Annotated in this window: 11 protein-coding genes; 1 reads left to right on the top strand and 10 read right to left on the bottom strand. The window is 43.2% G+C overall.

Annotated elements, in window-relative coordinates:
• Position 1: 1 nt before the first annotated feature.
• The 5 genes from DDR33_RS14880 to DDR33_RS14900 all read right to left on the bottom strand — a co-directional run bounded on the left by DDR33_RS14880 (position 2) and on the right by DDR33_RS14900 (position 11759).
• Positions 2-3193, bottom strand: coding sequence for a SusC/RagA family TonB-linked outer membrane protein (locus tag DDR33_RS14880; RefSeq protein WP_109416605.1), 3192 nt, complete (start codon positions 3191-3193; stop codon positions 2-4).
• 781 nt (positions 3194-3974) lie between these two features.
• Positions 3975-5954 carry a RagB/SusD family nutrient uptake outer membrane protein gene (locus tag DDR33_RS14885; RefSeq protein ID WP_109416606.1) on the bottom strand — a complete coding sequence of 660 codons (1980 nt, stop codon included), beginning with the start codon at positions 5952-5954 and terminating at the stop codon, positions 3975-3977.
• A gap of 18 nt (positions 5955-5972) precedes the next feature.
• Positions 5973-9236, bottom strand: a complete 3264-nt coding sequence (locus DDR33_RS14890) for a SusC/RagA family TonB-linked outer membrane protein (RefSeq protein ID WP_109416607.1) — start codon at positions 9234-9236, stop codon at positions 5973-5975.
• Positions 9237-9425: 189 nt separating this feature from the next.
• On the bottom strand, positions 9426-10109 hold the full coding sequence (locus DDR33_RS14895; protein WP_109416608.1) for a DUF3826 domain-containing protein: 684 nt from the start codon (positions 10107-10109) through the stop codon (positions 9426-9428).
• Between the two features lie 30 nt (positions 10110-10139).
• Positions 10140-11759: a fucose isomerase gene (locus DDR33_RS14900; RefSeq protein ID WP_109416609.1), complete on the bottom strand. Its 1620-nt coding sequence runs from the start codon at positions 11757-11759 to the stop codon at positions 10140-10142.
• Between the two features lie 292 nt (positions 11760-12051).
• On the opposite strand from DDR33_RS14900, the gene DDR33_RS14905 reads away from it, so the two are divergent.
• A complete protein-coding gene (locus tag DDR33_RS14905; RefSeq protein WP_109416610.1) occupies positions 12052-12927 on the top strand; it encodes an AraC family transcriptional regulator in 876 nt (291 codons plus the stop codon).
• 79 nt (positions 12928-13006) lie between these two features.
• Here the strand turns inward: DDR33_RS14905 and DDR33_RS14910 are convergent, their stop codons facing one another.
• The 5 genes from DDR33_RS14910 to DDR33_RS14930 all read right to left on the bottom strand — a co-directional run bounded on the left by DDR33_RS14910 (position 13007) and on the right by DDR33_RS14930 (position 24177).
• Complete coding sequence (locus DDR33_RS14910) at positions 13007-13945, bottom strand: dihydrodipicolinate synthase family protein (protein WP_109416611.1); 939 nt, start codon at positions 13943-13945, stop codon at positions 13007-13009.
• 143 nt (positions 13946-14088) lie between these two features.
• Positions 14089-15669, bottom strand: a complete 1581-nt coding sequence (locus DDR33_RS14915) for a sodium:solute symporter (RefSeq protein ID WP_109416612.1) — start codon at positions 15667-15669, stop codon at positions 14089-14091.
• A gap of 272 nt (positions 15670-15941) precedes the next feature.
• Positions 15942-19466, bottom strand: coding sequence for a malectin domain-containing carbohydrate-binding protein (locus DDR33_RS14920; RefSeq protein ID WP_109416613.1), 3525 nt, complete (start codon positions 19464-19466; stop codon positions 15942-15944).
• Between the two features lie 83 nt (positions 19467-19549).
• A complete protein-coding gene (locus tag DDR33_RS14925) occupies positions 19550-22396 on the bottom strand; it encodes a glycoside hydrolase family 95 protein (RefSeq protein ID WP_109416614.1) in 2847 nt (948 codons plus the stop codon).
• A 128-nt stretch (positions 22397-22524) separates the two neighbouring features.
• The gene (locus DDR33_RS14930; RefSeq protein WP_109416754.1) at positions 22525-24177 is read right to left on the bottom strand and encodes a glycoside hydrolase family 28 protein; all 1653 of its coding nucleotides are present in this window, start codon (positions 24175-24177) and stop codon (positions 22525-22527) included.
• Between the last annotated feature and the right edge of the window lie 10 nt (positions 24178-24187).

Consider the following 24187-nt stretch of genomic DNA (forward strand, 5'->3'; position numbering starts at 1 on the left):
ATTAAAAGTTAACACTGAAACCCAAAGAAATTGTTCTGATGGTTGGATAATCATACGCCGTGGATGTATACGGATCCTTATACTTTAACGGGTTTACGATTGTCCATAGATTATTTCCGGTTAATAAAGCTCTTGCTCCACCTATTCCCAACCTGTTAGCCAAAGAAGATGGTAGCTTATAACTTAAAGTCATATTATTAACACGGATAGTAGTTCCATCCACAGCCCAGAAATCTGAGTTTTTGCCGATTGAAGGATCGTCAAACCTTGGATACTTTCCCTCCATCGGATTTTCCGGTGTCCATCTATCCTTCCAGATAGCGAGAATATTTCTGGTATTCGAGGGTGCGCTACGTGCCTTACTGTCATAAAATACTTTTCCGCCCAGTTTGGCATATATACTACTATTCAGACTAAAAGCTTTATAGCTTAAATTAAGTGAGATTCCGGATGAAAAGAATGGGTTTGTATTATTGAATAATGGAACCATATCATAATCATTGATAATACCATCGCCATTCGTATCTTCATAACGCAACCACCCTGCCTGAGGGGCTTGCGCATACACCGTATAATTCGGATTTTCCAGTAAAAAAGCGTCAACCTCAGCCTGTGTTCTGAACATTCCGTTTGACTTAAGACCGATGTTTGAACTATTATATTTTCTTGGATCCGTTCCAAAAGTCAACCATTTTGTAGCGCGATTCTCCTGTAAGTCACCAGGAGTATAGATTACCCTGTCAATCACAGAATTGCCATAGCTGAAGTTTATGCTGGTACTCAAGTTCAGATCTTTTGCCAGCTTTGCTTTGTATCCAATATTAAATTCAGATCCCCAGTTATATGCTTCTCTGTAATTTACAGCCGGAGCTAAAAACCCTGCATAAAACGGAAACCTGTTATTCCCGCCTTTATCAAAACCATCATATGTATAATTTCTGAAGACTTCAACACTTAAATCCAGTTTATTATTGAACATAGACAGCTCTACCCCCGCATTGAAAGTTTGCTTCTTTTCCCAGGTTATATCCGGATTGGGGAAGACAGATGGATTTATTCCATTGGTATTTGTATTTCCATAAAGATATCCGTTCGTCACATCTACCGTATATCTTTCCTGCCACAATCTTTGGTCAATACGATCGTCCCCTGTGATACCATAATTCACCTTTAATTTCAAAAAGTCAATAAAAGGTACATTATCTTTAAAGAAATCTTCTTTACTCACCACCCAACCAAGGCCAATGCTGGGTGATAAACCCCAACGGTTCCCCGAAGCGAAGTTAGAGGAAGCATCGAGACGTGCTACTGCCTCCAAAAGGTACTTTTTGTCGATATCATAATTTAAACGACTAAAAAAGGAGCGTTTGGTAGTTTCGTAAATTTGTCTTGAATGCCGGGTCAGCGTATTCACGTCAAATGCCCAATAATCATCAGATCCGGGAATGAGCTGATTTTGCCAATAAACAGTCAAATCTTCGGAGTCTGAAACAGATTGTTCACCTCCAACAATTATATCAAAGCTATGCTGACCAAAAGTGTTTCCGTACTGTAAAGTAAAAAAGCCCTGGTAACTATTGCTTCGTTTCAGACCAGGTTGAATCTTACTGTTTGCTGATGAAACGGCATCAAATGTCTGTTTAGTGGGATCAGGATTTAACTCGGTGCTATAAAGCGCCGAATTATTTCCCATTCTCAAGAAATTATATAATTTATAGGGAGCTTCATACACTGTTCCTGTAGAATTGTCCCCTCCCTGAGAAACCTGTAATTTCGCCGTTAAACCTTTTAAAAAACGCGGCTGGTAAGTCAAGCTGGCATTAATACGATATCCCTGAGTTTTTCTGTCGTCGTAATAACCTGACTGAAGAACAGCGAGAGGATTTTTTAAAGAAGCGTTGTTAAAATTAACAGGCATTCCATCAATACTGATTGGAACCCAACGAGGCACTGAAATCATTGACTCAAAGAAGGATTGGTCGTCCTCAGTGACGCTGTTCTTACTTTTCCGTATTGTATGATCAACATTAAAAGCAATATCTGCTTTTAACCCTTCCAGAATAGTGGCAGTTACACCACTCCTGAAGCCATATTTATCCTGTTTCAGCCCGGCATAATTACCATTCTCATTCTGATAATTGCCTCCTGCAAAGAATGTAATTTTTTCACTCCCACCAGATATACTTAAATTATGTCTTTGCGTAAAAGCTGATTTCCACAGCTCATCGAACCAGCTCTTATAGTTTAATCCTTTGATGTATTCCAGATCCTCTTCTAGAAAAAACGTGTCACCGCCTTTATTAAAGATCCGGTACGTATCATTTAATAAAACGGCATGATCATAACCAGACAGCATATCCGGCGTACTCGCCGCATCAGACACGCCGAAGTAGCCGTTATAACTCAGGCTGGGCTTTCCTTCCTTTCCTCTCTTTGTGGTTACCAGAACAACTCCCTTTGCTCCAGAAGCACCGTAAATAGCAGCTGATGCATCTTTCAGAAATGTAAGATTCTCGATCATAGAGGGGTCGATTGCGTTGAAAGCATCTCTTCCAACAGTAATCCCGTCGACAATATAGAGGGGTTCGGCAGTTGTTCCAGCAGGCGATTGTTCAGAAATACTGGCATTTCTAATGTTTAAAGTAATCGAGGCACCCGGCCTTCCGGATGTCTGGTCCACACTTACACCAGCAATTTTATTACGCAAGGCTCCTGCTATGTTCGGAGCCGGAATATCCATTAATTCTTCACCGCTGATAGTAGCTACTGAGCCGATCAGCTCTGATTTCTTTTTCGTGCCGTAACCTGTCACCACAACCTCATCCAGTCCCTGGGTTGATTCAGCCAGTTCCACATTAAGTTGCGTTCTTCCGTTAACTGCAATTTCTTTTGTGGTAAATCCGACATAAGTAAAAACCAGTGTTTCATTGCCGGTAGGAAGATTGATCCTAAATACGCCATTTACGTCTGTACTGGCACCAGTGCTTGTTCCTTTAATCTTAACAGAAACTCCAGGTAAAGGCTCCCCTTTACTGTCTTTGACGGTTCCTGTGAGGTTAACTCTGGCCGTAACCTCCGAACGTTCCCGGTTCGTGGCGTAAGAAATACCTGGCAGTCCAGATGATAGTACCAAAAAACATATAAGCCGCAGGCTAATTCTCTGATAGAGTTGCTTTTGTAATTTTCTTTTCATATTCCTTTCGTTAATTTGTAAAGTCAGACCTCTCCCAGCACCTTTTTGAAGGTGGAATTCTTGAAGATAACCGTCCTTATGAGCGGTTGAAATGATTGATGCGGTGGTAGCTTTCTCTATGACATAGTTGATTTCTATCTGGTTAAAAATTGGTTGGTGATTGTTTATTTTGATTTACACTTCAGTTTAACCGAGTAAGTTGTTAAAAAGCAATTCTTCCTTATAGAACTTAAAAGTTAATCGCAGGTTGTTATGTGTTTGTTAGTTTAAATCAGTTAGTTAGTCTATAAAAAGAACTTTATATAACAAATATAACCAGATGAAAATGGCTTTTCCTATATTATTTTTCCAATATTCTGTATAATATTAGCATTCAAAAAAAGCCCACCAGTTTCGCCTGTCATATCGCTATCTTATCAAATCTCCATTTTTTTAACAAAAATGAACACAGTTTATTAATTGGTTAAGATAGATAATATCAAATAATCAAAATAAAGATCGCTTTCTTACAACTTACAAGCCCGACATAGGACGTCTAATAAATAGGCATTACGAATATAACATGCTAAAGATTAAAAAGGTGTTAGGTACTAATCCTTTAAGATAGACGCGAACAAGATTGATTTTGGGTCAGCTGAAACTTTAAAGTGCAAAATTGCTTGAATATTCAACAAACTGATACAAAGCAAGTGATATAAAGACCAAATCATTCAATAAAAAAGGACGTCTCATTATTTATAAGACGTCCTTTCAACAAGCTAGTACCTTGTATACTATTTTATTACTTCAATGGATCAAATGTTCCCATTCCATTTAAGCTATTCCAACCTGTTGTTTGTTCGAGGTAAGGAGAGCTTGTAAGTACATTCTGGTGTAACCCAAAGAAATAGTATTCTTTATACCACGTGAATTTCCATCCAGCAGGGTTAGTAGGATCCAAATCATCCTTAGAGGTAACCTTCAAATACTTGTCGTAAAGTTCATCAATAGGGGTTGTTTCACGATCAGCTAAACCACCAGCGATTAGTGGATTGGCAGTTCCGACATAGTCAGTCCCGTCAGTCTTCTTAACCACAATCCGATAACCGGTTCTTCGTGTTCCATTCAAAGGTCGCATCTTCAAACGAGCCAGGATAGCATCACTTACCTCATCACCACCAAAAAGCATCCACCGTCTCAAATCCCAAAAACGCTTATTTTCGTAGGCAAATTCCACTTTACGTTCGTTCAGGACAGCAGCAAACAAATCGTCACGATCTGTTATATTACTAAGACCATAGTTTCCATCTAAGTTCTCAACTCCAGCTCGCTCTCTAATAGACCTAATAAGATTCCGGCCTTCCATCAGTTTATCACTTCCAATAGCAGACTCTGCGAGATTGAGAACTACTTCAGCGAAACGCATTTCCATAAAGTCAGTTCCGCTGAAATTGAAATTACCAAGAGCGCTTGAAGCACTAGGGTTACTAGCCTTGCATATGTATACACCGCTGGCATTAGGATTAGCCTCTGCAGCACCATTATAGCTTGATGCCGATGCGCTTTGCTTCCAAACGTAATTCCACAACCTGAAATTTACAACTCCCGAAGTTCCGACATATGGCCATGATGCACCAGTATAGACAAATGTCTTATAAAATCGTGGATCACGATTTTTATAGAATTTGTTTTGATCATATGTATATGCAGAGCTTCCCGCCATCTTTCCATCTTTCATCGGAAACGATTCAATCATTTCCCTAGTGGGAGAGATCGAGCCACTTCCTCCTGCAGATCTTGGACGAATAGCTTGTTCCCAACCGTTATTTTTCTGTGCATTACCGCTTTGAACGTTGTTAAACCCAAAGACAATAACAGCTTCCGGATTAGAAACTTCCTGAAGGAACATATTCCCCCATGCAGTAGCATTTTCAAGTGAACCGGTTTTGTATAATCCAAATCCGTTAGCTTCCAACAAGTTTTTCGCAGCAAGGTTAGCATCATATGCTCTCTGCCAGCGGGTCTTGTCGTCATTTCTATTAAAAAGCGGACTGGCCCAAGTTAACAAGGCCCTGCCTTTTAAAGCAGCAGCACCACCACTGGTTATACGACCCCAATCCGAGCTAGGCCAGGAACCAGGAAGCAAACTTTGCGCCATATCCAAATCAGCAATGATTTGATTTAAGGTTTCCTCTGAAGTACTGCGTGGCGTTTTAGTGTCTTGAGCATCACTGGTCGGTTGTTGAGGGGTCAATACAATCGGTACTCCTCCATAAAGTCTCCAAAGCTGAAAATATTGCCACCCTCTCCAGAAGTAAAGCTGTCCCTTTAACTTATTTTTCACGTCGTCAGCCATTCCATACTTATCCACTTCAGTAAGAAATACGTTAATTTCACGAAGTCTTGTCCAAGTATTATTGGCCATACTGGTACCCATTCTTTGGCCGAAGTACTTATCTGCATGATCAAATTCGTAAGATATTTTCGCCCAAACTTTATTCCAGGTAGTCTCTCCAGCTAACTCTTCAGTTGTTTGTGTGAATACATTATTATACCCACCATTATCTGTAGCCGACTGGTCTACTATAAAAGCCTGCGCATTTCCGGCAGGGAGGAACATTCCATATACGTAGTCAACATATGCCTGCGCCAAGACGGGATTTCTGAAAGTTTCCTCATCAACTGCACCGTAATCTCTCTTCTCTTCTAAAAAATCGTCCTTACATCCAGTAGCTATAGCAACTAAAGCTACAAGCATATATATATATTTATTGATCTTCATTTCTTTTGCTGTTAAAAGTTACAATGTCAAATTGAGCCCGAATGAATAAGTTTTCAATGCAGGATAAGCATCCCATGCAATAGACGGATCTTTATATCCAAAAGGATTATACAAATTGAACGGGTTAACACCACTTAAATAAAGACGGGCATTGCTTATCTTCATTTTGTCAGTGATCTTTTTAGGGAGGCTGTAACCCATATTTATACTAGCAATCCTCATTCTGAAAGCATTTACCTCCCAAAATTTCGAAGATTTATCGTACATCTTATCCCATTCAGGATTAGGCATGGAACCAGACGGATTCAGCTCAGGATCATAAACATCCCCCCAGATTTCAGGTAAGCTTGTAAATACCCTGCTTATGTCATTGTTCAGTTTCTTCCTCTCGCTCCTTTCAGACCATCCTCCAAAGCTACCAGCGATTACACAATCAAAACTAAATCCTTTATAACCAGCCTTTAAAGTAGTACCGAAACCATAATGGTTATTTGCTCTTTTCTTTAACTGAACTTGGTCGTTTTCATCAATAATACCGTCAGGAGCGGCAAATGTTCCATCCGCTTGTAATGGCCCCCGAACATCACGATAATATAACATCCCCTGTTTAAGATCGGCGACAGTACGGATCGTCTGCCCAAAAATAGACGTAGGATGATATGTATCATAGTAAGCCTGAATCTCCTCCTGGCTTCTGAACATACCTAAATAGTCGTATCCCCACTGTCCTACATCACTGGACTTTCCTGGTCTTTCTTTCCAAGGATATAATATATCTACGGAATTGTAATCGCCCTTAACAACTTTATTATCTGCCCAGTTAAAACGTGCAGAAATACCGTAGTTAAAATCTTTACCAACTTTCGAATTCCAGCCAATTTCAATTTCGTAACCGAAAGAATTAGCTTTTCCGTAGTTCTCTGATGCTACAGAGCCACCGACTGTTACAGGTACACTACCAACCCTTTGAATTAATAGATCGGATCCGTAATTATAATATCCTTCTATTGTAGTAGAAAGTCTTTCATTAAGGAACCGGGCATCAATACCTATGTTATTTTTAAACTCCTGTGTCCAAGATGCACCACGATTAGGAGTTACTCCCATTTTAATACTATTGGTACTATTATTATTACCTCCGAATACAGCACCTTTACCTTCTTCTAAAGTGTAACGTTGCTTCCATGCCCAGGCTTGGAATGTATCGCTTCCGAGCAAGCCTGTCGCATATCTTAATTTAAGGAAGTTTATGGCGTCAATCTTGAAGAAGTCTTCTTCCGAAATAACCCATCCTAATGATCCTGAATAGAACTTACCCCAATAATTCTCGGGGGCAAATTTAGTTGAAGCATCTGTTCTGAAGAGGAATTCAAATAAATACTTCTCTGCATAACGGTAGTTCACCCTCGCAATATAGCCAAGCGAACCAGATTCACTCCGAAGAGTTCTCCCTTCGTATGTTCCGAATGCGGTATTAAACTGTCCGTTTGTAGCCTGGATAGGATCATTCCTCCAAACATCTTCCTGCTTACTATCTGCGTCTCCTCTTTCTACTGTAAATAACCCGCTAATATTATGTTTCCCAAATTGCCTGTCATAATTCAGAATAAAGTTCATTTGAGTATTACTCGTATTCAGATTCGAAAAGTATAGACGATTCCCATTACTTACAGAAACGGTAGTGTACTCGGTAGCACCATCATAGATATGACGATGCTCTCCCAGCCCTGTAAACTGATAGACGTCATATTTTGTTCCGACTTGGGATCCTCGTGAGCCACCGTTATTACGGGAATAAGATGCCTTCGCATTCAATCCTTTCACAAAAGGAACCTTATATTCAGCAGACAGGTTTACAGTAAAAAATTTCCCATCCGTTTCAGCAAGATTCCCAAGTCTTTGAAGTTCATAGAAGTGATATCTGGATAAATCGTTATTTGTACCGGGTAATTTGACAGGTAAACCGTTTATATAAGTAGGAATATAACGTGGGGTTAGCAAAAGATTTTTATAATCATCTTCTACACCTTCTCCCGAAACCTTATTAAATGTCTTGACCTGGTTATCATTATTTCCGGATACTTGTAATGAAACTTTTAAATTTGACGCCACTTCTACATCTGTTCCAGCCCTAAAATTCCAACGGTCATAATCAAGGGTGCCTAGATTTCCATTTTGTTTGGTGTATCCAATACTTCCAAAATATGTTGCCTTTTCTGCCCCCCCACTTACGCTAAGATTATGACGAGTGTTATAGCTTGAAGACCAGGCACCATCCAGCCAATCGTAATTAAGTGATTTAAAAGCATCCAGTTCATCTTGGCTGAAAACAAAATTACGGTAAGTGTCGCCAGAAACTGCAGCTGTCTTGTTCGAACCATTGGGGCCGTTCATTACATTGAAATACTGAGCGAACTCATAAGCACTCATCATCTTTGTACGATAGGCCTCATCGCTGATAGCAACAGATCCATTATATGAGATCCTTGGTTTCCCTGCTTTACCTTTCTTTGTGGTAACCAGAACAACACCGGCTGCACCTCTTACACCATAAACAGCTGCAGAAGCATCCTTAAGGACTGAAATACTCTCAATTTCAGCAGGATCCAAATTATTGAAAAGACTCGCATCAGGTTGATTCTGTCCATCCATCTGTATTACACCATCAATAACATACAGCGGACTTTGCTGTGCGCCCACTATCGGATTTCTAATGGTCAGCGATGCTTTCGATCCTGGTCTAGAATTACCACCGCTAACACCAACCCCCTGAAGTCTTCCCGATAAAGCAACGCCAATGTTGGTAACCGGCAAATCAGCAACCTCTGCAGCCTTGATATCTACAACAGAACCAGTCAGGTGAGCTTTCTTCTGAACACCATATCCCACTACTACAACTTCATCAAGAGCCTTCGAATCTTCTAACATCTTGATGTCTATTTTGGTCCTGCCATTTGCTACAACCTCCTGAGATTTGAACCCAAGATAAGTGACAACGAGCACCTCGTTTCCGGTAGGAAGGTTTAGTCTGAAAACTCCGTTTACGTCAGTGCTTGTACCTGAATTTGTACCTTTAATTTTAATGGAGACACCTGGCAAAGGTTCACCTTTAGTATCTGTTACAGTACCTGTCACATTTACTCTCTTCATAGTCCCCAGCGTAGTGCGGTCGTTAGCCGCCCCATAGGAAGTTCCGGGGGCAAAGCCGGATAGCAACACCCCGCAACATACAAGCCTGAAGCCGATAGTTTTGAAGAATTGCGTTTGTAATTGTTTTTTCATGTTCCTTTGTTCGTTTATTTATGTATAATTCTTCCCTATGTCCTGCTAAAAGCGTGGCAATAGAGACAATCGCTCAGCAACAGCGATTAAATCAGTTATTCTGCAATTTTATGATTGATCTTCCAGATGGATCATCTTTGAACTAAGCTATTGGGAGCTTAATTCCTGTTGAACTGCACTCAACAGCGTTTACTGTCCTTTCTGTCTTTCCTTCAACTTCTTTTCCCACACCTCACGAGCTGTTTTGGTGTCAACCCCTTCTGCTGTAAGATAATTATTAATTCTTCCCTTGTATTTTCCAAACCACCAATGTTTCTTTTCTGAAGATTCGGCATCCATGGCATGCTCTCTTGCTTCAGTTAGATCTGATAATATCCTTGCTTTTTGTTTTTCGTTAAGAGTAGGCAGCATTTCAAGGTATGCCTGGTAAGTGCCGGGCAATACGTTGTAGGTCATGCCGTCTTTCACTTTTTCTACCTGTTCAGCACTCAGTTCTTTTGATAAACGGGAAATATATTTCTTGTGAAGCTTGCTCAATTTCTTCTCTTCAGCTGCTTCCAGGTTTTTGATCTTTGCTTCAACCGCCTGCTTGTCTTCTCCGCCCTGCTCCTTTAAAGCCTTTATCTTCGCTTTCCTGGCATCATGAAAAGTATTCAGATCCCGGTATTGCTGTGCAATAATGTCTGTGACCTTTACAGACTTCTCCTGATCTGAAATCCCCAGGTTCACAACAATCTTTTCTGCCCTCTGAGTAATCACCTTTGTATACTCAGCTTCTTTATCCTTCGCATTCTGGTCCTGTGCAAACGATCCCGCTCCTGTTCCAAGAAACAGGGCCAGTGCAACTGAAACCCTCTTCAACAATTTGTACATGTACATTTATATATAGTGAATAGTTATGTTCTATCCTAGTTTTACATCTCCGCAGAAATGTACTTCAATACCCAGCTCAGCCAATGCTGCTGCCTTAATACGGCAAGCTTTATAAGCACTTTCCTTATCCGGAGTGTAAACCACCTGAATGTGATTTGCTTTATGACGTGCCATCATCTGATCCCTGCTGACACCATCAAGCACAGCATGCATGATGGGCCACTGCGGATTTGTTTCGTTAAAGCGTCTTTGGGTTTCTTCTTCGGGAAGATACACGCACTCTCCTACTCCCAAATCACAATGCAGCTTATTATCCATCACAAACACGCGGCTCCACACAATCGGTCCCGGCTTGCTGACACCCTTAAGTGTGCCTCCACCGAACGGAAAGAACATAGGTGGTTGTCTTAAGCTTTCCGCCCCTTTGTACCCATCAATGAAATGAGATGCAGGTGCTGCTCCCGAGATGAGGAATACCCATACAAAGTCATCCACTCCTTCTCCGCTGAAGTGTTCTCCCCAGCGAAGATCATGAAGGGTATTATCTCCGTCGAGGCCAAGCTCTTTCCAGAGCTTGTAAGTAACGTATCCGTCAATTCCGGCGCATTCATCCACCTCGTTGAAGTGAGGTAACGCCTGTCCGGCAAATAATTCTTCTCCTGATTCGCTGTATACCGGAGGGCGGTCTGTATTGTTCAGTAAACCTTCTGTCAGGTCACTTGCAACTGTCAGGTCCTTTAAGCCCTGCTGATATTGAATACCTATCGTTTCGCAACCAAATGTGTCGGCTATGCGAACAGAAGCAATGTACATTTTGCATTGCTCCAGGGTTTGTTCTCTTGTTAATTCATTCTTAGGGTGGGTTCCCCAGTTGAAAGACATTCCTTTTCCGAGCATCCAGTTCAAAACAGCTTCAGCATCGGCATCACTCACCTTTAACATGGCTGCGTACAACGCTGACTGGCTTAGTCTTTCCTTAAAAATTCCGGTTGCATGAAGAAGGTCATCAGGAACAATCGCATTATACATCCCCATACACCCTTCATCAAAAACGCCCATAATGGATTTTCTTTCCCTCAGTCTTTTTGCAAAGCTACGTCCTGTGAGTTCATCCTGTACGGGAATTTTCACCAGATCGAAATCTTTTACATGGCTCTGATCATGTCTGATATTTCCGGTAGCCAACCACTCGCTTAATCCCTCCTCAAAAAACTGATCGTCGAAGTTTACGCTCCAGAGGGTACTGTACTTTACGCCGGCCTTTGTTAAAGAACCATTCAGATTTAACATACCTACCAATCCGGGCCACATTCCGCTCCAGTTTGCCAATGTGAGGACAGGTCCTTTATGTGTAGTTAATCCTGCAAGTACGTGATGAGAGTATTGCCATACGCTCTCTGCAACAATGATAGGCTGCTCAGGGTTGATATTCCTGAAAACTTCCATTCCCATCTTCTGGGAATCAATAAATCCATGCTTTTTTTCAGGATCGTACGCGTGGGCACGCTTAACGGTCCATCCCTGCTTCGCAATGGCTGCTGTCAGCGCCTGCTCCATAGCTTCCTGTGTTGCCCAGCAATCCAAATTAGCTGAGAGACGGAGATCACCACTTGCTACCAGTAAAACCTCTTTTGATTCTTCTTTCAACATTGTACAATAATTTGAAAAAATAGTCCGGAAACACAACCTGTGAACTACAAAATACCCAAACGCCTGAACGTTTTGTTATTTCGGTTTATCTGGTTTAATAACCGGATATCGTTAAGTTTATAACTTCCCTTTCGCTTTTTAATTAAGGAATGAAACCACACAAATATGCATCTCCCCGTAATACTATTGTTGCATATTGTTATCCTATTTCTGTACAATCTTACCATCTGAAATTCTTACCTTTGTGGCATTGTTACTTCGGTACAAATAATGAGAGAGATTAGTAGAAAGCATGAAGCCTTTATTTCATAAAGTCCCGGTTAAACTCCAGAATTCGTTCAGCGCAAGGCATGATGTGGCACCGAATTTCGGTACGGTGTGGCACTATCACCCTGAACTGGAAATTCAGTATGTAATTAAAGGCGAGGGAGTCCGTTTTATAGGTGATAATATCAATAACTTCTCATCCGGTGAACTGATCCTTCTCGGAGAAAACCTTCCGCATACATGGCGATGTAATGAAGCTTATTTTCAGTCTAATCCTGAACTCGAAGTGGAAGCCATCGTCGTTCAGTTCCTGCCCGACTGCCTGGGAAAAGACTTTCTTAATCTTCCGGAGGCGTACCTTATTCCCAAGCTGTTTGAAAAAGCAAAACAGGGAATGGTGATACAAGGGAAAGCAAGAAAGAAGATGAGTGAGCTGCTCATTTCAGCAGTCAACGCAACCAACCTCGACCGCGTGATCATCCTGATATCCATTCTGAAGACCCTGGCGGAAACCACAGAATACACCACCATCACCACAAGTCAGCATACATTCACTTCTTCAACAGAATCCGATAATATCAGGCTCAATAAAGTATATAACTATACTCTTTCTAACTACAAGAAGGAAATCAGCCTGGAGGAGATCTCCTCCCTGAGCAACCTGAGTGTTACTTCGTTCTGCCGGTATTTCAAGCTGATGACCAAGAAAACATACTATGATTTTCTTATCGAGATCCGCATCAGTCACGCTTGCCGGGCACTTATTGAAGATAAATTACCTACAGAAGTTATTTGCTTTGAATGTGGTTTCAACAATGTTTCTAATTTCTACCGGCACTTTAAAAAGGTGACCGGGATGACACCACTGGATTATAAGAGAAAATATTTGAATAAACCGTAATCAGTTATGGATTATGAGTTATGAATTATCAGTTTGCAACTTAGTTCACTCATAATTCATAACTCATAACTAACTACGCTCAGCTGATTGCCAGCTTAAGATCCAGCTCCTGCTGGAGATTTGTATAGTTCTGGAACAGTGTTTCTATTTCGCGGGTAATGGAATTGGTGAATTCGCCCACTTTCCTGCGGGTGAATGTTGAAATATTCAGTCCGCGTTTCTGAAGAAAATATTTAGATACAACCGGATATACATTGTGCATCACGTCCATGTTATCGATGAGGAATTGCTGAACCTTCTGAACTTCGTCCTGGAGGGAAGCGTCATTATAGTGATCACATAACCAAACGATGAGCTCAGGGAAATAATTGCCCTGGATACAGGAGAGGCCTTTTGATCCTGCCTTAAGAGATTCAACAGCATGTACCATGTAGGCATCGTATAGTCCAAACTCAGGGTATGACTCTGTTGCAGCCAGTTTGGCTTTTATCTGGTCGATATCAAGGCAAGTGTCTTTGTGGTAGATCACCCGACCTGTATCCACAAAAGACTTCAGTTGCTCTGCAGATAAAAGTCTCTTGTAAGGTACCGGACATTCATAAAATCCCAGGGGAATACCGGGAGTAAGGTGAAGCAATTCAAATACACGTTCGTTGAATACGGCATCACTTTCTTTTTCTCCGGCAAGCAGGCTGCTGATCATGATTACCGCTTGTGTACCGGTATCGTGTACCCGCTTTACAAAGTCAGCCTGCTTTGATATCTCTCCGCCAAAGGTTCCTGTTGCTACAACCGGCACCTTCCCGTCTACTACTTTAATGACATGTTTTATAGCGTCCAGCCTTTCCTTGTCTGTCAGTTCAAACATCTCGCTCGACAGGCAATTGGCAAATAACCCGGAGGCTCCGGCTTCAAGGTATATTTCTGTAAGTTCTGTTAAAATGTTATAGTCAATTTCTCCATTGTCTTTAAACGGAGTGAGCATCACCGGAATAAATCCCTTCTTCTTATTTTCCATCGTTATATATATGTCAGTTTATATTCTTTCCCTCTGGGTTCCGGTAATGTTGTAAGCTATCAGTGATCAGCAGTCGGCTATCAGTTGCAAGAGATCCATCTTAAATTTTTAACTCTCTACTTTAAACTTTCTACTCTTAACTTTCAACTCTCCACTTTAGACTCTGTTCCCGTCTCTCGTCTCCTGAACTTCGTTAACAGGATACCGGTAAGAAAAATCACCAGTGTTCCGATCACAATGATCATATTGATATGAAGCGGATTCCTGAGATAAGCATATTCATCAGGAAGGTTACCGGAAAGTGTCATCCAGATGATTACCAGGATACCGATGATAGTAGCTATTAAAGCCTCGTGATTACGTGTCTGCCTGCTGATCATACCCAGCAGGAACAAGCCCAGCATTCCGGCCGCAAATATTCCTGAAAGCTGCCACCAGACATCCAGCACGCTCTTTACTCCGATCATAGCGATCCCGGTTCCCATCCCCAGCAGACCAAATACCACTGTTGCTATATGCAGCAGCTTCAGTGTCTGCTTTTCGTCAATATCGCTTTTAAAGTATCTTTTATAAATATCGACGGAGAATACCGTCGCGGATGCATTCATTCCTGAACTGATCGTACTCATAGCGGCCGAAAGGATCGCTGAAACGATTAGCCCTACCAGTCCTGCGGGGATCTTCGTCACCATAAAATGAGGCATCACTTTGTCGCCGTAATCAGCAGGCTGAAGGCTTGAGGCAAGCTGGGCTATCTGATCCTTACTTGCTGATAAAGGCAAGCGCTCTGCTGCCACCTGCAACCGGATCCCTTCTATCAATTCAGGGTGAACCTGGTAATAAGCAAAAAGGCATGTTCCAATGATGAAAAACAACAACGAAGCCGGCACATACATCCACACACAAAGCCAAACAGACTTGGACGCTTCCTCAGCCGACTTAGCAGTATGATAGCGCTGCACATAATTCTGGTCCATCCCAAAATTATTGAGGTTAATAAAGAACCCGTACAAAAGGATCACCCAAAAAGAGGAAATGGTTAAATCAGGAGCGAAACTGCCGAGACTAAATTTATCGTTCTGCTGGCCAATCTCCATGATCTTTGAAACACCTCCGGGCATCCCCTGGATGATCAGGTACAGGATCAGTACGGCTCCCAGGGTTTTGACAATCCCCTGCACCACCTCTGTCCAGATTACCGCTTCTATCCCTCCCATTACTGTATAAATAATGATGCAGATCCCCATTACCAGCATGATGGACGACATAGAATACCCAGTTAAAGCCTGAAGGCTCAATGCGATACCAAAGAATACAGATCCCATTCGGGCTAACTGCGTCAGCAGGAAGCAAACCACTGCATACGTTCTGGCCCAGGGCCCAAAACGGTGCTCAAAATGGGTGTAAGCCGATATCTCGCCCGTACTTCTGTAAAAGGGCACAAAGTACTTGGATGCTACCCATGCCGCCAAAGGCATGGAAAGACTAAAAACAAACGAATTCCAGTTAGATCCAAACGCTTTACCGGGTACCCCCAGGAAGGTATTGCTGCTCAGGAAAGTCGCATAGATCGATATCCCGATAGCCCAACCCGGAATCAGTCCGGAAGCTTTTGTAAACTGCTCTGCATTCTTATTTTTCCTTGAAAAATAAACGCCAACGAGGATCATCCCCAGAAGATAAATTGCTATAACAGCAAGATCGAAAATTGGAAGGCTCTTCATATTATTTGTCAAATAAATCAGATTTATTTGATGCGTTCAAATTCGTTAGTTTTAACAGTTATAGCAGCGATCATTTAATACAAAACTACTTTTGGCGAACGCACCAATCATATATCATTTTTTCAAGCTATTATAGGATATTAGCATGAAGCAGGAAGCTTTTAGCCATCAGCAGTCAGCCTTTCAGGAACCAGATGTCAGGATAAAGTTACGGCAGCTTACTATAATACTAACTGCCATAACTTACTACTTACAACTTAATACTTATAACTTTACTGCACATCGAGGCCGGAAATCCCCAATCCCTCCGCATTCACAGAGATGAGGCGAACCTTATAGGTACCAGCATTGATCATGGAGCCACTGGAAGTAGGATAATAGTTCCACTTTCCTGTTTTGCTGGGCGCCAGTTCAACCATTTCCTCTTTCATTAGTGTACCGTCAGCAGCAAGCAGCTGAAGTTTTGCACTGAGATTATGGGTGAATGTATTGGCATACTTGATGGTGAATGAATAGGTATCGGCAACGCCGACAGATATTGTCCACTCTAAGGTATCACCGGATGGCTTTTTGAATACCACCGCGTCTTTTTCATTAACAGTTGCCTTTTCAATTCCGGCAGTCAGTGCTGCCTGTGGTGCTTTATAGCCTTTGACCGGTTTAAGATCGTAGGCAGGCGCAAGCGTGGTGGCCGGCAAAACTGTAACTGTATACATCGGCGAAGCGGGGTTATTGGCTTCCAGTTTTACTGTCTGCCCTTTCTCTACCCTCTTCCTGTATACTTTAAATTTATTTCCCCTGTTATCTTCTATGACAGTCTTTGTATCATCATAGCCCTGCATCCAGGATAGCACGCGGGCCTTTTCATCCAATCCTACAAATACATCAGATTGCGCGTTGACAGTAAATTCCAGTCCCGACAGTTTTCCGGATGTTCTGATCCATTCAGCACCGTAAAGATTTGAAGGCAGAGATGAAAATAAAACGGCATCATCATCATACAACTTATCCCCAGTGTTAAGCCAGGTCTGTACTGCGGCGACAGCCCCGGTACCGGCAGTTTTCAGGCTTCCGATTAACAACGGAGATGCCGCGGCTGGTTTTATGTCCCTTCTGATTGAAGCAACGGCAATCGCGGAAATTAAAGCTTGTCCTGAATTCACTTTAGGGAAAGAGATGATCAGCTGACCGCCGGTTACCTTTACTTTCACCGATTTCTTCAGAGCTCCGTCATGTCCGGCTTCTTTCCAGATATCGAGGTTTTTGATAACGGTATTTCCGTTCACGGCAACATCGAACAGGCGCCAGCCGGAGCAATCCATCCCGCCTCCGGTACCAAGCCATGGTTCTGTGAAATAAAGTTCTACCATGTATTCACCGTCAGGAACCGGGAACTGATAGGATAATTTATCCCTGCCATACCGAAAAGTCTGAAATAAAGGCCAATCCTGGGAGCCATTGATAGGATCATTCGTTTTTCTCTGGCTGGCAAAGAAAGAAGGCATTCCAGGATAATCGTCTGTCCATGATCTTGAGCCCCAGGTAGCGGCGTCAGTTCTGCGACGATCAGCATTCCACATGTTGCCGTTCTGATCGGTATAATCAGGACCACCGCAGTTTACACGGTACAGGTACTGATAACCTTTTTGAGGAACTGTCAGGGGCTTCGCCCCATCTAAAAATACATGGAAGCCGGGAGCCTTGGGCAGGTGATTTAAAACGATATAATCTTTAGCAACTTCTTTTCCGTTTACATAGCCTACTGCATACAGCACATTATATTGTATATCGGCTTGATTCCATTGAAAATGTGTACCCACGCCATCTCGCTTCCTTCTCCCCAGCGAGCGATTCCGGACATCATTAAATAACTCTACTTCATCACAGTTTGAATAGATCGTAATACTGTCTTTTTTTCCCGGCTTTGTCCACCTGTCAGGCCAGGTATGTGAGGCGATGTACACCATAGGCTCTTTATCCTTTGGTGCATAATTTGCCCTGAACATATAATACACATCAAGAGGTTCTTCCCATGGAGTTAAAAGCCCCTTATAGTTAACAGGGCCGATCCTGTCAATTTCTCTCAAACCTTCTCCCCCCTGTACCCTTCCCGGGTTATCGTGCGAAGTGAAGAGCCAGAAATAATGCCCGCTGGTCTTATCCTTCACCGATTCGGCCAGTTTCACCTTCATTTCCATTAATTGAGTCATCCGGTCTTCACTGAAAACACCATTTTGATTGAACGGACCTTCGGTATGCAGATCTAATGTCCGCCAAGCTCCGTACTCTCCTATCAGGACCTGTCTTTGCACATCTTCTGCATATGTTGCAGGATTCCCTCCATAAGTGCCCGTCCAGTTTTGCGGAACATCCCAGTCTGTACCTGCCCCCCCGTTACAGGTAGTCACCTTCCTTTGTGAAGAGGCTGTCGGATCGAGTTGCCTGATCATCTCTGTACATTCCCTGGCAAAATCTTCAGGAAGAGTGCTTTCATTCTCAAGTCCCCACAAAACGATGGAAGGACTGTTCCTTCGTTCTTTCACCCAGTCGCGCAGCAGCTCTTTGAAGTTCTTTCTGAATTCAGGATTGTCAAACCAGACGTGCGCAGCCATCTGCGGCCACCACAAAATACCAAGCTTATCCCAATACTCCTGGTAACGGAGATTGTGAGGCTGATGAGCATCCCTGAACGAGTTAAAACCCGCTGCTTTCATCTGCATCACTCTCGAATGGATCTGCTCCGATGTAAAGGCGTGACTTTGCCCGATCAGATGTTCGTACTCGGCTATTCCGTTGATGAATACCGGTTTACCGTTCAGATAAAATCTTTTATCATTGGAATTCCTTCCGACCGGCCAGCTGATCCACCTGATACCGTAAGGAGTTGAAATGCGATCGGTGATCTTTCCGTTTTCGATCACTTCAGAAACCAGGCTATATAAGTAAGGATCCTCAAGCGACCATAAATGAGGATTTATAATTTCAGGCGTATTCTGCTTAACAATCAATGTTTTACCAGCCGGTATATTTTGCTTTGACCGGAGTTCGGATACAAGCCTCCCGTCTTTCGCTACCAGGCGGCTGACAACGGTTACAGCTGCCGGTTTGCTGCTGTAATTCTTTACTTCCGTCTCTATATTCAGCCTGGCAGACCGCGCAGAAATAGTGGTATCATTCCAGATATGAACACCGAAGGGTTCAATCCTCACCGGATTGGTTACGATCAGGTGCACCGGCCTGAATATGCCCATTGGCTGCGCCCCTTCTGAAAAGCCGCGTTCTTCTGAACAGCCGCCGCATACCCAGGGAAGATCCCTGATCTCTGCCGGATGATCGGCCTTTACCGCGAGCAAGTTAGGAGAGCCATTTTTCTTAATAACATCCGTAACATCGAGGGTAAAAGAAGTTCGCCCACCAGCATGATAACCTACTTTCTTTCCGTTCAGCCACACGGTGGCATAAGAACCTACCCCTTCAAACCACAGAAAATATTTTTTTCCCTGCTGCACCTCGTTTACCCTGAAGGTTTTCCGGTACCAGGAGAAACCATGACGGTTTCCATGCATCAGACGCCTGTAGCCTCCGTACTCATCCCAGTTGTGCGGGACGTCCACCTTCTTCCATTTTTTATCATCGTACCCGGTTTTTTCAAAGCCGGCGAAGGCATTTTTATTCTCATCATTGGCTATGGTATTCCAATCACTATTTAAGGAAATACTCTTTCTCATCGCAGTTTGTGCTGATACCAGCGATAACTGCATACTCACGTAAAGACAAACTAGAATAAAATGCTTCATAAAGAATAGCTATTGGCTTTTAGCGTTTGGATTAAAGACTAAAAGCAAGTAACCCATACCAGAAAGTGGCGTTCAACCGTAATTTAAAATTGTATCTTTTTCAGTTCTCCGTCGAACTGGTACCTTTCTCCTTTTGCCGTTTTAATCTGGAGGATTTTCTGTCCGTAGCGGAGACTACAACTGCCCCCCTCCTTTGAAAGGATCTCTACCCGGTTTAACTTACCGGCATTCCAGGAAAAACTGAGTTCAAATCCACCGCGGGCGCATATCCCTTTAACATCTCCATCCGGAAATGAGGAAGGAAGTGCGGGAAGAAGGTCAATCAGTTCATTCTGACTTTGCAGAAGCAACTCGGCAATCCCCGCTGCCCCTCCGAAATTTCCATCGATCTGGAAAGGTGGATGGGCGTCGAACAAATTGACATAAGAACCAGCTCCACCATTTTCGGCAGGGCTTAACAACATTTTAATCAGATTATAAGAATGGTCCCCCTCTCTGAACCTTGCCCATAGATTAATTTTCCAGCCAAGGCTCCAGCCTGTTGCAGCATCCCCGCGGTAAATAAGCGATTGACGGGCGGCTTTCATCAGATCAGCGGTATGTTCCCAGTTAATTTCATTTCCGGGATATACAGCCCAGAGATGCGAGACATGCCGGTGTTTATTGGTGGTATCATCTTTATCTTCCAGCCATTCCTGCAGTTGTCCGTACTTACCAACCTGGTTAGGGGCAATCTGCTTATACTTCTGCTGAAGGGTGTCGGCAAGGGATTTATCCGTTTGGAGTACAGACGCAGCCTGAATACAATTTCTGAACAGATCGCGGATTATCTGATGATCCATCGCAGGACCCGCTACCAGACCTCCCTGCTCAGGGGAATTGGACGGTGTACTGATCAACCAGCCTGTACGCGGGTCTTTTACAAGGAAAGAATTAAAGAATAAAGCCGCATCTTTCATAACAGGATAAGCCCTGTTTTTCAGAAATTCTTTATCCTGGGTATACAGATAGTGCTCCCAGAGATGGTGGCACAGCCAGGCGGCCCCTGTCACCCAAATACCATGGGTTGAAGAGTTAATTGGCGCAGTGCCTCTCCATAAATCTGTATTATGATGCAATACCCATCCCGGGGCGTTGTAATGCATTTTTGCAGTCTGTCTTCCGGTAGACCTAAGCTCGTCGATCATATCGAACAGAGGCTGAGCCATGGGGGATAAATTAAGCATCTCCGCAGGCCAGTAGTTCATTTCCAGATTGATGTTCGTAGTATATTTGCTGCCCCATGGTGGGGTCAGCAAATCATTCCAGATACCCTGCAGATTAGCGGGCCGGGTACCGGGTCTTGAACTTGATATCAAAAGATATCTTCCATATTGCACATACAGTGCGGCAAATGAAGGGTCCGATACCGAAGCAAATTGCTTCAGCCTTTCGTCGGTTGGTATATTGTCCCTGGTATCTTTACCAAGGTTAATAGAAAATGTATTGAAGTACTTCTGGTACTCTTTAACATGCGCATTTCTTACGGCTCCGTAAGTTTTACCGGATACAGATGCTAACGCTTTCTTACACGCCAGGGAAGGATCGCCGGATACGTCCTTGTAGTTCTTATAGTTTGTACCGGCTGTCAGATATAGAGTAACAGCGTCTGCGCCGCTAATATTTATTTTATTCCCGGATGCGGATACCTTTCCTTTCGATGTCACAACCCTCAGATAACTTTCACCTTTCAATACGCCATTACGCACTTTCAAAGAAAGAGCGAGTGTCTGATTGTCTATTTTCCTGACAGATGAATACTTATGGGGACTGCCTAAACCCGCAGAGAAATGAAGGCTTCCCGGCTTACTGGCACTGATATGTACCGCGATAACCTGATCCGGCTGGCTGACGAAATATTCACGGGTAAACGTGACGCCGTTAACTTTGTAGCTTGTGCGGGATACGGCGGTACGAAGATCAAGCTCCCTCCGGTAATCCGAAGTCTTATCATGTCCCGGGAAATTAAGAAAAAGATCACCGAAAGGCTGATAATCTGCCTGAAAACGCGGAACAGCTGGAGGTTCATCGTTCTGCACCAGGAATTTCCATGCTTTGCTTAAAGACAGCGCGGAAGATTCCTGTTCTCCTTCCGGATAAACCAGTAATTTCCGGGAAGTATCTTTATATCCGACAAAGCCTCCTTTGTCAAAATAGTTGAGCACCTGAACAGCAATATAATTCTTTCCGGGTTTAACATCAGATGCAGATAGTTTATATTGACGTCCCGCCCCGGCATCATCCATACTGCCGATCAGCTTGCCGTTGACATAGGTAAAGTCCTGATCCCGTATTTTCCCGAGATCCAGAACCAGGTTCTTCCCCTTCCAGCTTTCGGGCAATTCAAACGTCGTTCTGAACCATATAGCCCCATCAAGTCCCTGCCAGCCAGCAGCCTCCCAGCCTTCCGGGGTGGGCACTATCATTTCCTTCCACTTGCTGTCATCGTAATTGACAGCAGAAGGATTTCCGGTAAGCCCTTTCAGTGCACGCATTTCTTTAAACCATACATCCTTATTTCCGGCACCCGACAACACTCCCATAAACTTCTCTGCCGCCAGTGCTTCTGCCTCTTTCTGCTTTCCTTCGAAAAGCAACTGCCGGATCTCAGGCAGATATTTTGAAGCCCCTTCCCTGCTGTAGACTCTGGGCTCACCGGTCCATAACGTTTCTTCGTTAAATTGTATCCTTTCCTGCCCCGGACCTGCAAAGATCATAGCTCCTAAACGCCCGTTCCCTATAGGCAAAGCATCAGTCCACCTGGCAGCAGGATCCTTATACCAAAGCTTCAGATCCTGTCCTTTAACCGGGGCACACAAGGCCAACACGCCCGTAGCCAGGACAAGCTTTTTAAACCAGGATATCAGATATGAGAAATAGGGTATTGTCATGGTGTTTTTTTGCTATCGGCAGTCGGCTATCGGCAATCAGCTTTTAAAGCTGTTAGCAATTGGCTTCGGGCCGTTAGCTTCCTTGTTTGAACTTTGAACTCTCAACTTTGAACTTACTACTTACCGCACTATTCAGCAATAATTTTCTCTTTCACTGCCGGGTCCTGCACAACGGGGGTTTTTACATTTTTGAAGTTATTATTTTTAAGGGTTATACCTTTAGACTGCTCACCATTAACCTTTAAAAATGTATCCGTACCGGGCGCAGGGAACGAATTATAGAAGAAAACATCTTTGGTATTCGTCAATTCGGCTACAGGCACCCCAGGCAATGGTTTCAGGCTTTTCAGTCCGTTTGCTACCAATGTCGTCACGTTTTCCGTTTTCAGAACCGGGCCGGCTTTTGTATTGACATGAACATTATGGAACTCTATGTTCGCTGCATTTTTAATATGAAAACCAGATTCGGCGTCCATATTAATATCATTAAAGGTGATATTTTCTACCGGCATTTCTTCGAGCCCGTTTATATAGCATGCCTGTTTCACTCCTGATGCCGTAATATTGCTCAGATGGATATTCCTGAATGCAGGCGTTCTCTCTGACACCGGTTCAGGCTGTGTTTTTGCATACTGCAGATCAAGTACGATAGCCTGTTCCTGAATGTTTTTCATGATGATATTATCCACCCTGATCTCTTCTACAACACCGCCTCTGCCTCTGGCAGACTTTATCCTGATACCCCTGTCTGTGCCATCAAATACACAATTCGAAATGGTAATTTTCCGGACATCTCCGGACATTTCGCTTCCAATTACCACACCACCATGTCCTGACAACATCGTACAATTGGTGATGGTGTAATTTTCTGCCGGTGCAGCCATAGCTCTTCCAGGTTTATCTTTCCCTGATTTAATAGTGATACAGTCATCCCCTACACTTATATGACAGTTGGAAATATGCACGTACCTGCACGACTCAGGATTAATTCCATCGGTATTAGGAGAATGAGGGTTGTTGATCGTAACTCCTGTAACAGTAACATTTTCACAAAACTCCGGGTTTACGGTCCAGAACGGAGAATTCCGGATAGAGATTCCCTCGATTAACACATTCTTACAGAACATCGGCTGAATAAACGGAGGGCGAAGAAAGCCCCGCTTCATCTGCTTAGGCTCATCCGGAAGTAAAATATCCTTATTCAGGTCATCGAACATGTACTGCCATTTCGACCTTGGCTGACCTTCTTTGTAGCCCTCTACAAAATCCCACCATTTCTTTCCGTGCCCGTCAATAAGCCCTCTTCCCTTAATGGTGATGTTCTCTGCTTTATAGGCATAGAATAAAGGAGAAAAACTCGTTACATCAACCCCTTCGTAGCGGCTCTTCACCATTGGCAAATAATGGTCAAAGTTATCGCTGAAATGTAATTCAGCACCCGCTTCAATGTAAATCGTAATATTGCTTTTCAGGTGTATGGGACCGGTCAGATACTTACCTGCCGGAAAATAGACAGTACCACCACCCGCTTTGAAAGCCGCATCTATAGCTTTCCTGATAGCATCTGTTGCCAGCTTACTGCTGTCATTCTTCGCTCCATACTTCAGAACATTATAGTGTTCCTGCGCAAACCCGGACAGGGAAGCAAACAAAAGTGCCAGACACAATGCAAGTTTGCAGGAAAACTGTTGTCTGCTGTCAGCTTTTAGCAATCTACTTTCGTTTAAGCGCCCCTCATCATAAGTGAGCTCTGTACTCGTATATATCTTCGTGTTGTTCATATTTATTTTG

Source organism: Pararcticibacter amylolyticus (genome assembly GCF_003130405.1).
Lineage (GTDB): Bacteria > Bacteroidota > Bacteroidia > Sphingobacteriales > Sphingobacteriaceae > Arcticibacter > Arcticibacter amylolyticus.

What these genes read in the sequence shown, in the direction of transcription:
- DDR33_RS14880 (WP_109416605.1), bottom strand. Translation starts at nt 3,193, where the DNA reads ATGAAAAGAAAATTACAAAAGCAACTCTATCAGAGAATTAGCCTGCGG.
- DDR33_RS14885 (WP_109416606.1), bottom strand. Translation starts at nt 5,954, where the DNA reads ATGAAGATCAATAAATATATATATATGCTTGTAGCTTTAGTTGCTATA.
- DDR33_RS14890 (WP_109416607.1), bottom strand. Translation starts at nt 9,236, where the DNA reads ATGAAAAAACAATTACAAACGCAATTCTTCAAAACTATCGGCTTCAGG.
- DDR33_RS14895 (WP_109416608.1), bottom strand. Translation starts at nt 10,109, where the DNA reads ATGTACAAATTGTTGAAGAGGGTTTCAGTTGCACTGGCCCTGTTTCTT.
- DDR33_RS14900 (WP_109416609.1), bottom strand. Translation starts at nt 11,759, where the DNA reads ATGTTGAAAGAAGAATCAAAAGAGGTTTTACTGGTAGCAAGTGGTGAT.
- DDR33_RS14905 (WP_109416610.1), top strand. Translation starts at nt 12,052, where the DNA reads ATGAAGCCTTTATTTCATAAAGTCCCGGTTAAACTCCAGAATTCGTTC.
- DDR33_RS14910 (WP_109416611.1), bottom strand. Translation starts at nt 13,945, where the DNA reads ATGGAAAATAAGAAGAAGGGATTTATTCCGGTGATGCTCACTCCGTTT.
- DDR33_RS14915 (WP_109416612.1), bottom strand. Translation starts at nt 15,669, where the DNA reads ATGAAGAGCCTTCCAATTTTCGATCTTGCTGTTATAGCAATTTATCTT.
- DDR33_RS14920 (WP_109416613.1), bottom strand. Translation starts at nt 19,466, where the DNA reads ATGAAGCATTTTATTCTAGTTTGTCTTTACGTGAGTATGCAGTTATCG.
- DDR33_RS14925 (WP_109416614.1), bottom strand. Translation starts at nt 22,396, where the DNA reads ATGACAATACCCTATTTCTCATATCTGATATCCTGGTTTAAAAAGCTT.
- DDR33_RS14930 (WP_109416754.1), bottom strand. Translation starts at nt 24,177, where the DNA reads ATGAACAACACGAAGATATATACGAGTACAGAGCTCACTTATGATGAG.